Genomic DNA, 12,608 nt, shown 5'->3' with positions numbered 1-12,608 from the left:
AGGCTCTCTCGGTGGGTCACGCGTCTCTAGAGAGCTGGATTCGAGGACTCATGAGCAATCGCCTCTACGTCGGCAATCTTTCGTTCCACACCACCGAGGACGCGCTCCGCGCGGCGTTCGAGGCGATCGGCACCGTCGAGCGCGTCGACGTCCCCATGGACCGCATGACCGGTCGTCCGCGCGGCTTCGCGTTCGTGACGATGGGCAGCGCCGACGACGCGAAGCGCGCGATCGGTGATCTCGACGGCTCGATGCTCGATGGCCGTCCCCTCCGCGTGAACGTCGCCGAGGATCGCCCGCGCGGCGGCGGCGGTGGCGGCTTCGGCGGCGGCGGCGGCGGCGGCTTCGGCGGCGGCGGCCGTGGGGGCGGCGGCGGCTACGGCGGCGGCGGCGGTCGCGGTGGCGATCGCGGCGGCGACCGTGGTGGTCGCGGCGGCGGCGGCGGCGGCCGCTGGTGATCGACGCGCTCCCGTGATCTCGGGAGCGTGAGGAACGCGGAGAGGCCGCGGCTCGAGCTCGCTCGGGTCGCGGCCTCTTCGTCTTCCTAAAGAACCCTAACGCGCGCTAGCGATCATTCAGGAACCAGGTCGAAGGCCCCCTCGCCAACTCCATGTCGCGCACGACGGCGTGCGCGAGGAGAGGTCGAGATGGGCAAGGTCGGCAGGAGGATCGCGATCGGAGTGGGCGTGACGGTCGGGCTCGCGGGCGCGGCGCTCGCAGGGTTCCTGGGAGCCACGCCATACACGCCGCCGCCGGCCGATCTGCACGTCGCGCGCACCGCGGAGCAGGTCGAGCGCGGGCGCTACATCGCGGAGCACGTGGCGCACTGCACGACCTGCCACTCCGACGTCGATCGCACGCGCTTCTCGGGCCCCGTGGTGCCGGGCACGATCGGGCGCGGCGGTCAGGGGTTCGGCGCCGCGGAAGGGCTGCCCTTCGAGGCGTGGTCCGCGAACATCACGCCCGCCGCGCTCGGCGAGTGGACCGACGGCGAGCTCGCGCGCGCGCTCACGGTCGGCGTCGATCGCGAGGGCGACGCGCTGGTTCCGATCATGCGTTACGAGAACTACCGGCACCTCTGCGGCGAGGACGTCGAGGCGGTCGTCGCGTGGATGCGCTCGCTCGAGCCGATCGAGAACGACGTGCCCGATCCCCAGGTCGACTTCCCGCTGACGCTGCTGCTGCGCACCGTGCCCGACGCGGCCGAGCCCTGGGCGTGCCCCGACGCGAGCTCGTCGCGCGAGGAGCGCGGCCGCTATCTCGTGCGCATCGCGGGCTGTGCGGACTGCCACACGCGCCGCGAGGGCATCGAGGTCGTCGGTGAGCCCTTCGCGGGCGGCAACGAGATGCGCATGCCGAACGGCGCGATCCATCGCACCGCGAACCTCACCCCCGATCGCGAGACCGGGCTCGGCCTGTGGACCGAGGAGGGCTTCGTGAACCGCTTCCGCGCGCACCGCGGCGAGCAGGCGATGGTGGGCGAGGACGGGCGCAGCTCGCCGATGCCGTGGAGCGCGTACGCGGGGATGAGCGACGAGGATCTCGCGGCGATCTACGCGTTCCTGCGCACCCAGGAGCCGGTGCACAACGTGGTCGAGCAGTACACGCCGCCGCCCTCGCACGTCGCGTCGCGTTGACGGATCTCACGAGGCGCGCGGTGTCTGGACCGCGCGCCTCGGCGCGTGAGAGCGTGAGGACATGCTTCGCGCTTCGTCGTGGTGTGCGTGCGTGGTGCTCGCGGTGCTGGCCGTCGGATGCGACTGCGGAGGTGGGCCCGCGCGAACGTGCGAGAGCGCGAGCGACTGCGGTCGTGGTCAGGCGTGCATCGACGGGATGTGCGTTGCGGGGATGGACGGTGCCGTGAGCCCGGACGGCGGCGCGGACGCCGCGACCGCGTGCGGCGCCACGGCACGCGCGTGCGGCGAGGCGTGCTGCGCCGAGGGCGAGGTCTGCGGCACCGACGTCGAGTGCTGCGCGCGCGAGTCGCTCTGCGGCAGCGTGTGCTGTGACGAAGGTCAGATCTGCGAGCAGGCGGTCTGTCGCACCGAGTGCGGCGCGCGCGCGCGGTGCCACGACGAGAGCGGCGCCGAGATCTGCTGCGGCGAGGGCGAGGTGTGCGCGAGCGATCGCTGCTTCCGGCCCGACACCGAGTGCGAGGACTTCATCGACTGCGAAGCGGGCGAGTACTGCGAGCCCACGCTCGGTCGCTGTCTCCCGCAGCCGACCGGCGAGGAGTGCGTCGCGCGTCCGACCGGCGGCGAGGTGCGGCCCACGCTGCTCTGGCACTGGACCGGCGCGGGCGCGGCGCTGCCTGCGTACAACCAGGTGATGATGGCGCCGATGGTCGCGTCGCTCGACGACGACGACGGCGATGGCGATGCCGACGCGGACGACGTGCCCGACGTGGTGTTCAACTCGTTCTGCGGCATCGCGGGGATGGGCTGCTCCCACGGCAACTACTCGTCCGACGGCGTGCTGCGCGCGGTGAGCGGCGCGGACGGATCGAGCGTGTTCGACGTCGTCGACCCCGCGCATCGCACCATCCCGGGATCGCAGGTCGCGATCGGCGACATCGACGGCGACGGGTGGAACGAGATCGTGACCTGCGCGTCGGACGGCGACGGCATCGGCGGTGTGATCGCGTTCCACCACGACGGCTCGTTCTACTGGCGGTCGACCGACGCGCGCGTGTCGTGCGCGCAGGCCGCGCCGAGCATCGCGGATCTCGACGCCGACGGAGTGCCCGAGGTGTTCGTGCGCTACACGGTGCTCGACGCGCGGAGCGGGAACGTCGAGTCGCACCACGACTGCGTCGGCACCGGCGGCTGGGCCACCAGCGCGCACAACCCCTGCGACTACACGACCGCGGCCGATCTCGACGGCGACGGCGATCTCGAGATCGTCGGCGGCAACGCGGCATATCGCGCCGACGGGAGCGTCCTCTACGATCGCACCGCCGACTTCAACGACGGATATCCGGCGATCGGCGATCTCGATCGCAACGGCACGCCCGAGATCATCGTCGTGCACTCGGCGTTCACGCCTGCGCCTTACGCCGGCGATCACTGGCTGCGCGTGCTGCGCAACGACGGCACCGACTTCTGGCCCGCGCCGGTCGACATCAACGCCGGGCTCGCGCCTGCGGCCGACGTCACCGCGGGCACCGTGGGCGGCGGCGGACCGCCGACGATCGCGAATTTCGACGACGATCCCGATCCCGAGATCGGCGTCGCGGGCGCGTACGCATACGCGGTGTTCGAGCCCGACGGCACGCGTCGCTGGGCGTCGATCTCCGACGATCGCAGCTCGCGCAAGACCGGATCGAGCGTGTTCGACTTCGACGGAGACGGTGTCGCGGAGGTCGTCTACAACGATCACTACTGGCTTCGCGTGTACGACGGGAGCGACGGAGACGTGCGCTTCTGTCTCTGCAACACGACTGCGACGCTCTGGGAGTATCCGGTGGTCGTCGACGTCGACACCGATGGTCACGCCGAGATCGTCGTCGCGTCGAACGACTACGGCAGTGGCTACGCGACGTGCCCGCTGCGCCCCGAGCTCGGCGAGTGCGAGATGGCGCGCATCACCGCGGGCGAGAACCTCGGGACCCACGGCGTGCGCGTGTTCGCGAGCCCGACGCGCGACTGGGTCGGCACGCGGCGCATCTGGAACCAGCACACCTATCACGTGACGAACGTGAGCGAGCGCGGCGAGATCCCGCGCGGCGAGCGACCCAACTGGCTGGTGCCGGGGCTCAACGACTTCCGGCTCAACGTGCAGCCCGGCGCGACGAACCTGCCCGATCCCACGCCGATCGAGCTCGCGGTCGATCTCCGCGCGTGCGGTGCGTCGATGACCCTCTACTTCTCGGTGCGCAACGACGGTTGGTCGGCGATCCCCGCGGGCGCGACGATCGCGGTGTACGCCGAAGAGGCGGGGAGCTTCGCGCTGATCACACGCGTGACCACGACGCGCGCGCTGCTGCCCGGCGAGAGCGAGCGCTTCGGCGTGCCCTACCCGCTCGACGGTCGCGAGCCCGGCGAGACGGTGCGCTTCCGCGTGGTCGCGAACGACGACGGCGATCCGAGCGCCGACGACGTGGTCGAGTGCCGCGACGCGAACAACGTCGCGGAGACGACCGCGAGCTGCTCGATCTTGTTCTGATCGCGCGGCACGAGATGGCACTGCGAATTCCCGAGAGATCCGTGTGCATACGGCTTGCTCTGCCCCCGTTATGCGCACGGCTCGACCACTCGCGGCGATCTGCCTGGGTGTCTCGTTTCTTCCGGGTGTCGCGTTCGCGGCCAGCGATGCCGGCGCCTGCAACCCGCCGCTCGTCTGGCCCGCACCGGGCGCGATCCCCGCGAACCTGCCGGGGTTCGTGGTGGAGCCGGGGGGAAGCTTCGCGAGCACGCTCAGCCTGGTGCGGGTCGACGGGGGCGACGAGACGGAGGTCGAAGCGTCGGTCCGCGACACGGGCTCGCGCGAGGTGGTCCTCCTCGAGCCCGCGGCGCCGCTGGTCGAGGGAGCACGATACGAGGTGCGCATCGGCCCTTGCGTGATCGACCCGACGGTCACGTGGCCAGGGTTCGCGTACGAAGTCGTGGGCCCGCAGCCCGCGCCCACGGAGCTGGGGACGCTCCGATTGTCCGAGCTCCGACAGCGCGACGCGACGTACTACGTCGAGGCGGAGCTCGAGCCCGATCCCGGCATCGTGCCGTGGCTCGCGTTCCATCGCCTGAGCTTCTCGGCCCAAGCGGGCGGCGCGACCGCGAACGTCGGCAGCGTGCTCGGCGCGCGGCCTCCGTTCCGGACGCGCGTGCGCGTCGCATGCGGCGAGCTGGCCCGGCCGGAGTCGGGCATCGTCGCGCCCGGCGCGCTCACCGTCCGAGCACGTGCCGAGGAGCTCTTCACGGGCATGTTCCTCGAGGCCGCCGCCAGCACGACCACCGTGTGCGACGAGGCGACGCCGGCTCCCGCGCCCTCACCCCGTGGATGCGCCGTCGGTGGTGGGGCCGACGGGAGCGTGCTGGTCCTCGCCGCGCTCGCGTGGCTCGTCACGCGCGCGCGCCGCAGACACGCTGGCTGACCTCAGGGGATCGAGAACACGCCGCCGGACATCTCGAGCCAGTAGAGGCGGCCGGTGGAGGTCGACGCGCGCTGGGCGACGACGACGTCGTTGTCGCCGTCGCCGTCGAGATCGCCGATCGCCACCGTCATGTTCGAGCTGCCCGGCGGATCGGCCGCGAGCACGTGGCGCTCGAGAGCGAGCGGGCGCCCTTCGAGCCACTGCAGCTCCGCAGAGCCGGCGATCAGGACATCACCGTCGCCGTCGCGATCGAGATCGCCGCCCTCGATGTCCTCGGCGTACCCGGTGATCGTCACGCCGCGGCCGGTCCAGGTGCTCGTGATCCCGGTGTTGGTGCAGCGCGCGACGCTGCCGAACGTCCCGCTCGGCGTGAACGCGACGTCGAGATCGCCGTCGGGCTCGAGGTCGAACACGTCGAGATCGTCCTCGCCACCCTGGCACACGTCGGAGCGCGTCCAGGTGCCGGTGATCGCGCCCGAGGAACGATAGATCCAGGTGCGATCCGGGGTCGCGACGACGATCTCGATCGTGCCGCCGCCGTCGACGTCGACGAGCAACGGGTTCGCGAGCTGCACGCCGACGCCGGTCGCGATCGGTTGGCGCTGCCACGCACCGGAGACGCGATGCCAGAGCACGAGATCGTCGCCGTCGGTCGCGGCGATCTCGACGAGCCCGTCGCCGTCGACGTCGGCGGCCGGAACGCGGCTCGTGCCGGTGCGATCGCTGCTGCTGAGCCCGTGCCACGTCCACGTGCCCGCGGGCGCGCGCTCGTACCACCCGAGGCGCCCGCCGAGGGTCGTCGTGTGCGTGAGCACGTCGAGATCCCCTTCGTCGTCGACGTCGACCAGCGCCGCGGCGCGCGTGGGATCGGCGCTGCCGATCGGCTCGCGCACGAACGTCACGCCGGTCCCGTCGTTGCGGAACACGATCGCGGCGCTCGTCGTCCACGCGACGACGTCGACGTCCCCGTCGGCGTCGACGTCCCCGGCGCGCACGCGCTGGAACGCCTCGTTCACAACGTCGTGCGGGATCGGGTCGCAGTGCACGCGACGCACGTTGTCGTCGGCGCAGTCGAGCTTCGGGTACGGACCGCCGGCGCACGTCGCGTCGATCGCCGCGATCCCGTCGCCGTCGCGGTCTTCCTCGAGGCGCGCCGGTGCGGTCGTCGCGCCGCTGGGCCACGCGGTGCAGTCTTCCGCGAGGCGATTGCAGAGCTCGGGCGCGCCGGGATACGTCGTCGCGACCTCGTCGTCGCAGTCGCCGGGCTGCAGCGTGCGGCCCGGCACGCTCGCCGCGCAGACGCGCATGCCCACGTCGCTCGCGTCGCCGAATCCGTCGCCGTCGGCGTCGACGTAGAACAGGCGATGCGACGCCGCGGTCGCGTCCTCGTCGATCGCGTCGTCGCAGTCGTTGTCGAGCTCGTCGCACTGATCGTCGGCGGCGCCGGGGTGCACCGCGGCGGTCGCGTCGTCGCAGTCGGTCGCGCCTTCGGTCGGCGCGCGCGAGGTCTGTTGCGCGCCGCAGCTGCCGCACACGCGCACCTCGGTCGAGTCGGAGCGCGCGTATCCGTCGGAGTCGAGATCGGGCCAGCACGCGATGCCGGCTTGCTCGTCGACGAGATCGTCGCAGTCGTCGTCGCGCGCGTTGCAGATCTCGGCGCCGGTCGGATTCACCGAGGGCGCTTGATCGTCGCAGTCGTCGCCGCACACGTCGCCGTTGCAGCACGTGGCGTCGCCGAAACGATCTCCGTCGGCATCGCGGAACCCGAACGTGCTCGCGTTGCAGTCCTCGTCGCGCCCGCTGACGTCGCAGACCTCGGTCGCGCTCGGGAAGCGCTGATCGTCGGAGTCGTCGCAGTCGTCGCCGCCGCACTCCATCGCGATCGCGTCGTCGCCGTCGGCGTCGTCGATCACCGCGCAGTCGGTGGTGCAGGTGCGCGCTTCGCCGTCGCAGATCTGGCCCTCGAGACACCCCGTGCGTGCGGGCTCGATGCAGCCGCGCGCATCGGCGGAAGCGGACGAGGGCTGGCAGCGCTCGGCTCCGTCGCAGAAGTCGCCGTCGTCGCACTCCTCGTCCGTCGTGCAACGTGGACCGTCGGCGAACGACGCGTCCATCGCTGGAGCGTCGTCGTCGCCGCACGCGACGAGGACGAACGGAGCGAGCAGCAGAGCGAGGCGAAGGCCGGAGCGCATGGGCGCGACAGTACCGCGAACCGCGGCGTGAGGTGGCACACCCCCCAGCACGAGATCGCAAGGAGATCCGCGCGGCACGACGCGTGCTGCACGCGCGCGCATGCCTCGTGGGATCGGCCTGGTCGGCGCAGCGCTCGTGCTCGGAACGTGGATGGCGTGGGTGAGCGACGCGCGCGCCTCCGTCGACGCGGGCCGGTGTGCCGCGCCGTCGATCTCGCCCTCGCCCGGCGCGCTGCCGGTGAACGTCCCCGGGTTCGTGGTCACGCTGCGCGGCAACCCGATGAGCACGGTGCGGCTGGTGCGCATCGAGGAGGACGGCACCGAGACGATGCTCGAGTCGGTCGTCGAGTGGCTCGCGAACGTGCCCGATGCGGTGCGCGTCGTGCCGTCGGTGCCGTTCGAAGTCGGCGTGCGCTACGGCGTGCGCGCCGCCACGTGTCAGCCGGTCGGCGGCCACGGCGAGGCCCTCTTCGAGTACGACGCGATCGACGCGGTGCCGGTGCCGACGACGCTCGGCACCGTGCAGATCTCGCCGCTGCAGCGCATCGACAGCGACGTCGGCGAACCGTTCTTCTTCGTCGACACGGCGCTGCACCCCGACGCCGGGTTCGCGCCGTGGCTCGGGCTCTACATGCTCGACTTCGTCGCCGAGAGCGAGCTCGGCACGACACCCTCGACGCCGCGGCTCCCGGATGGACCGCGGGGCCTCCGCGAGCGCTTCGCCATCGCCTGCGGGAACGCCGATCCCGCGTTCGCGCGGGTCGCCCCCGGCGCGATGACGGTGCGCGTCCGCGCGACGTCGTTCTTCGACGAGACCGACGTCGTGGAGGCATCCGCGAGCACGACGACCTCGTGCGAGGTGTCGATCGACGTGACGCCGCCCGGCGTCGAGCTCCACGACGCGGCGGACGGGCTCGGTCTCGATGCGGGTGTCGTCGCCGCCGAGGGCGGCGCGGGCTCGTGCGCGTGTCGCGCGACGAGCGGTGCACGCCCGCGCGCGCTCGTCGTCGCGAGCTGGCTCGTGCTGACCCTCGCGGTCGTGCTGCGCGGTCGCCGGCGCGAACGGGCATACTCGCGCGCGTGATTTCGCATCGATCCATCGCGCTTCTCTTCGCTCTCCTCTTCACGGCGTGCGGCGGCGACGACGACGACGCGCCCGATGCAGCGCTCGTCGACGCGGGCAGCGACGCGGGTCCATTGCCCGAGCCCGCGGCCGACTACTCCTCGCCGGGACCGCACCCCGTCGCGAGCACGCGCGTGGTGCTCGTCGACGACGCGCGCGAGGGTCGCACGCTCCCGGTCGAGATCTGGTACCCCGCGGCCGAGGGCGCGCGCGACGCGGCGAGCGCCGGCCACCCGATGGTCGAGTTCGAGAGCGACACCCGAGCGACCGAGCTCGCGCGCTTGATCTCCGAGGCGCCCGCCTCGTGCCTCCGTGCCCAGACGCGCTCGGCGCGCGATGCGGAGCCGAGCGCTGGGCCCGCGCGCTGGCCCTTCGTCGTGTTCTCGCACTGCCACGTGTGCACGCGCTTCGACGTCGCGGAGGTGAGCGAGCGGCTCGCGAGCTTCGGCATCGCGGTGGTCGCGCCCGATCACGAGGGCAACACGCTCTGGGATCAGCTCGAGGGCGACGCTGCGCCGGTCGGCGCCGAGTTCCTCGAGGTGCGCATCGCCGACGTGCGCTTCGTGCTCGACGTGGTGCTCGACGATGCGAGCCAGGCGCTGCCCGAGGCGCTCCGCGGGCGATTCGACGCGACCCGCGCCGGCATGATGGGCCACAGCTTCGGCGCGGCGACGGCGGGTGTCGTCACCGGGCGCGAGCCGCGCTTCGTCGCGACGATGGCGATCGCGGCGCCGATCGGCGCGCTCGGCGGCGGTGTGCGCGCGGGCGACATCGACACTCCGTTCCTGTTCCTCGTCGCGCGCGAGGACAACAGCATCACCGAGGTGGGCAATCGGCTCATCCGCACCGATTTCGCGCGCCTCGCGGGGCCGAGCTGGCTCGTCGAGGTCGACGACGCCGGACACTGGTCCTTCTCCGACCACTGCGGATTGATCGATCTCTTCGACGCAGGCTGTGGGACCGGAGAGCGACAGACCATGTCGGGAGTCGAGCTCGAATATCTCGACAACGCGACTGCCCGCGACATCGCCGCCGACACCGCTGGTGCGTTCTTCGCGCGGTGGCTCCTCGGCGACGAAGGGGCGACCACGCTGCTCGCGAGACCGCACCCGTCGGGTGTCGTGACGGTGTCCTCGCGCGTCCCCTGAAGAGCGATTGTCGTTCGTGGCTCGGGTCTATCTGCACCCCCGGAGGCTCGCGTTCGATACGCGTCCTCCGGAGGAAGCGTGTCGTATACGCAGAGAGCAGAACGACTGTGGAATTCGCAGACTGCGCGCGAGTCGAGGGACGATGTCTCGCCGCATCCCGTCACGTTCCTCGTCGGGGCCGAGCGCTCGGGCACCACGCTCACGCGCTTGATGCTCGACGGGCATCCCGAGCTCGCATTCCGCTACGAATTCGAGCTGGCCGTCGATCTCGTGCCGCCCGGTGAGGGCTGGCCCGAGCTCGAGACGTACTACGAATATCTGCGCACGTATCGATTCGTCGATCCGCCGCCGCACATCGATCGTGAGCTCGATTATCCGTCCCTCGTGCGCTCGTTCCTCGAGCAGAAGCGGCGCGCCGATCGCAAGCCGCGCGTGGGCGCAGTCGTGCATCGCAATTTCGATCGACTGCTGCGCATCTGGCCCGACGCGCGCTTCGTGCACCTGATGCGCGATCCGCGCGACGTCGCGCGCTCGTGCGTGGGAATGGGGTGGGCCGGTCACGTGTGGAGCGGCGTCGCGCCCTGGATCGAGGCGGAGCTGCTCTGGGAGCGGATGAGCGCGTCGTTGCCGCGCCATCGCTGGATCACGGTGCGCTACGAAGATCTGGTGCGCGATCCCCAGCGCGAGCTCGAGCGCGTCTGTCGCCTCGCGGGCATCCCGTTCCACCCGGCGATGCTCGACTTCCCGAGCCGCTCGACCTACCGCGCGCCGAGCCCGTCGTTCGTCGAGCAGTGGCGCACGAAGCTCACGCCGCGCGAGGTGCAGCTCGTCGAGTCGCGCGTGCACGACATGCTCGCGCCGCGCGGATACGCGCCGAGCGGGCTCGAGCGCATCGAGCCCTCGGCGCTCGAGCGCGCCGCGCTGCGCGCGCAGTGTCGCGCCGGACGCGCACGCCACGCCGCGCGCTCGCTCGGAGTCCGGCTGTGGATCGAGCGCGCGGTCGCGCATCGCGGCGGACCGAGAGGATGGAGAGAGCGGGTGCAGCGCCGCGTGGACGCGGCGATCAACGCCCAGCTCGCGTGACGAAGGGGCGAGATCCGCAGCGCCTCGTTCCTCGGTACCATCGTCGGTGATGGGCGACGACGAGGCGCGCGATCTCACGGACGCCGGAGGCCCGGACCTGCGTCTGTCGGCGGCCGAGATCTCGGACCCCGAGTTCCAGGCGCGCTACGAGCTCGACTCGCTGCTCGGATCGGGCGGGATGGGCGAGGTCTCGCTCGTGCGTGATCGGCGGCTGCAGCGCGAGATCGCGCTCAAGGTGCTGCGCGCATCCGCGGCCGCCGATCCCGAGCTGCGCAAGCGATTCCAGCGCGAGGCGCTCCTCCAGGCGCGCCTCGACCACCCGGCGATCGTTCCGGTCTACGACTACGAGAGCACACCCGATCGCCTCTACTTCACGATGAAGCGGGTGCGCGGCCGCACCCTGCGCGACGTGATCGACGCGATCGCCGAGGGCGACGACACGACGCGCGCGGAGTGGGGGCGCGGGCGCCTGCTCTCGTCGTTCGTGCAGGTCTGTCGCGCGGTCGACTACGCGCACGCGCACGGCGTGCTGCATCGCGATCTGAAGCCGCAGAACGTGATGCTCGGCGCGTTCGGCGAGGTGCACGTGATCGACTGGGGGATCGCGAAGCACCTCGACGGCACGAGCAGCGACGCCGGAGAGACGACCGCGACCGTCGAGGGCGAGTCGCTCGGCACGATCGGCTACATGGCGCCCGAGCAGATCGTCGGCGACGACGTGACCCCGGCGACCGACGTGTTCTCGCTCGGCGCGATCCTCTTCGAGCTCCTCGGCGGAGGCCCGCTGGTGCCGCCGGGATCGCGGAGCGAGCGCGCGACCGCGACGATGAAGGGCGTCGAGCTGCGGGTGCGCGAGCGAGCGCGCGAGCTCGAGATGCCACCCGAGCTCGAAGCGGTCGTGCTCCGCGCGACCCTGCGCGATCCCCGCACTCGCTACGCGAACGCGCGCGAGCTCGCCGAGGCGGTGCAGCGATATCTCGACGGAGATCGCGACGCGGAGCGACGCCGCGAGCTCGCCGACGAGTGCGTGCGCAAGGCCGAGCGCATGCTGGCGATCCAGGACGAGCGAGCGCGCGCGATGGTGCGGCCCGCCGCGGTGAAGGAGCTGGCGCGCGCGCTGGCGCTCGATCCCTCGCACGACGTCGCGAGCGCGCTGCTCGGTCGCTCGTTGCTCGAGCCGCCCGCGGAGGTGCCCGCGGAGGCGCGCGCCGTGCTCGAGCGCACGCAGGAGGAGTCGGAGCGCGAGGCCGCGCGCACCGGCACGTTCCGCTATCTGCTCTGGCTCTCGTTCGCGCCGTGGTACGCGGCGATGGGTGTGCGCGACTGGGTCACGTTCACGATCATCGTCGCGCTCACCGCGGCGAGCGCGCTGCTGATGGGCCTGGTGTGGAAGGGCAAATTGCCCACGAGAGCGGGCCTCCTCGCGTTCGTGACCAGCACGACGACGCTCGCGATGTTCTCGCGCGCGTTCAGCCCGCTGGTGATCGTCGCGTCGCTCGCGGCGACCAACGTGATGTTCTTCTCGGGCTACGTCGCGCCGCGCGAGAGGCGCGCGATCGTCCTCTTCACGTGCCTCGCGATCGTGGTGCCCTACGCGCTCGAGATCTTCGGGGTGATCCCCTCGTCGTTCACCATCACCGACGAGACGATCGTGATCGTGCCCTGGCTCCTCGGCTACGACCCCACGGGCACGCTCGTGTTCATGATCGCGATGACGCTCACCGCGACCGCGGTGCCCGCGCTCGCAGCGGGCCGGGTGCGCGACGCGCTGACGAAGGCCCAGGAGCGACTGGCGATCACCGCGTGGCAGCTCGGCGAGCTGGTGCCGAAGCAGCGGAAGGACGAGACCAGAGAGTGATTTGATCGCAGACCGTGCGACGGGTGCGACGGCGCCCAGGTCACGCACGATGGATCATCTCGTCGAGTCCGCTCAGCCGGCACCGTCGGAGGCGACTCCCACCATTCCGCAGCGC

General features: G+C 71.7%; 9 protein-coding genes. 8 read left to right on the top strand and 1 reads right to left on the bottom strand.

The window, feature by feature from the left end; translation table 11 throughout:
• Positions 1-50: 50 nt before the first annotated feature.
• From I5071_RS37650 to I5071_RS37635, 4 genes are all read left to right on the top strand, one after another.
• On the top strand, positions 51-458 hold the full coding sequence (locus I5071_RS37650) for an RNA recognition motif domain-containing protein (RefSeq protein ID WP_236518205.1): 408 nt from the start codon (positions 51-53) through the stop codon (positions 456-458).
• Positions 459-647: 189 nt separating this feature from the next.
• On the top strand, positions 648-1,637 hold the full coding sequence (locus I5071_RS37645) for a hypothetical protein (protein ID WP_236518204.1): 990 nt from the start codon (positions 648-650) through the stop codon (positions 1,635-1,637).
• Between the two features lie 61 nt (positions 1,638-1,698).
• Positions 1,699-4,164 carry an FG-GAP repeat domain-containing protein gene (locus I5071_RS37640; protein ID WP_236518203.1) on the top strand — a complete coding sequence of 822 codons (2,466 nt, stop codon included), beginning with the start codon at positions 1,699-1,701 and terminating at the stop codon, positions 4,162-4,164.
• 70 nt (positions 4,165-4,234) lie between these two features.
• Positions 4,235-5,089, top strand: a complete 855-nt coding sequence (locus I5071_RS37635; protein WP_236518202.1) for a hypothetical protein — start codon at positions 4,235-4,237, stop codon at positions 5,087-5,089.
• A 2-nt stretch (positions 5,090-5,091) separates the two neighbouring features.
• On the opposite strand, the gene I5071_RS37630 is transcribed toward I5071_RS37635, so the two are convergent.
• Positions 5,092-7,281 carry a MopE-related protein gene (locus I5071_RS37630; protein WP_236518201.1) on the bottom strand — a complete coding sequence of 730 codons (2,190 nt, stop codon included), beginning with the start codon at positions 7,279-7,281 and terminating at the stop codon, positions 5,092-5,094.
• A 100-nt stretch (positions 7,282-7,381) separates the two neighbouring features.
• Here I5071_RS37630 and I5071_RS37625 point away from each other — a divergent pair, with 100 nt between their 5' ends.
• From I5071_RS37625 to I5071_RS37610, 4 genes are all read left to right on the top strand, one after another.
• Positions 7,382-8,365 (top strand): hypothetical protein, encoded by a 984-nt coding sequence (locus tag I5071_RS37625; RefSeq protein WP_236518200.1) that lies wholly within the window; start codon positions 7,382-7,384, stop codon positions 8,363-8,365.
• A complete protein-coding gene (locus I5071_RS37620; RefSeq protein ID WP_236518199.1) occupies positions 8,362-9,552 on the top strand; it encodes an alpha/beta hydrolase family protein in 1,191 nt (396 codons plus the stop codon). The genes I5071_RS37625 and I5071_RS37620 overlap by 4 nt, the downstream gene beginning before the upstream one ends.
• A 78-nt stretch (positions 9,553-9,630) precedes the next feature.
• On the top strand, positions 9,631-10,635 hold the full coding sequence (locus I5071_RS37615; RefSeq protein WP_236518198.1) for a sulfotransferase family protein: 1,005 nt from the start codon (positions 9,631-9,633) through the stop codon (positions 10,633-10,635).
• Between the two features lie 49 nt (positions 10,636-10,684).
• Positions 10,685-12,493: a serine/threonine-protein kinase gene (locus I5071_RS37610; protein WP_236518197.1), complete on the top strand. Its 1,809-nt coding sequence runs from the start codon at positions 10,685-10,687 to the stop codon at positions 12,491-12,493.
• The last annotated feature ends 115 nt before the right edge of the window (positions 12,494-12,608 follow it).

The sequence above is a fragment of the Sandaracinus amylolyticus genome, from assembly GCF_021631985.1.
GTDB classification, from domain to species: Bacteria; Myxococcota_A; Polyangia; order Polyangiales; family Sandaracinaceae; genus Sandaracinus; species Sandaracinus amylolyticus_A.
This window is presented reverse-complemented; position numbering and strand designations above follow the sequence as displayed.

What these genes read in the sequence shown, in the direction of transcription:
- I5071_RS37650 (WP_236518205.1), top strand. Translation starts at nt 51, where the DNA reads ATGAGCAATCGCCTCTACGTCGGCAATCTTTCGTTCCACACCACCGAG.
- I5071_RS37645 (WP_236518204.1), top strand. Translation starts at nt 648, where the DNA reads ATGGGCAAGGTCGGCAGGAGGATCGCGATCGGAGTGGGCGTGACGGTC.
- I5071_RS37640 (WP_236518203.1), top strand. Translation starts at nt 1,699, where the DNA reads ATGCTTCGCGCTTCGTCGTGGTGTGCGTGCGTGGTGCTCGCGGTGCTG.
- I5071_RS37635 (WP_236518202.1), top strand. Translation starts at nt 4,235, where the DNA reads ATGCGCACGGCTCGACCACTCGCGGCGATCTGCCTGGGTGTCTCGTTT.
- I5071_RS37630 (WP_236518201.1), bottom strand. Translation starts at nt 7,281, where the DNA reads ATGCGCTCCGGCCTTCGCCTCGCTCTGCTGCTCGCTCCGTTCGTCCTC.
- I5071_RS37625 (WP_236518200.1), top strand. Translation starts at nt 7,382, where the DNA reads ATGCCTCGTGGGATCGGCCTGGTCGGCGCAGCGCTCGTGCTCGGAACG.
- I5071_RS37610 (WP_236518197.1), top strand. Translation starts at nt 10,685, where the DNA reads ATGGGCGACGACGAGGCGCGCGATCTCACGGACGCCGGAGGCCCGGAC.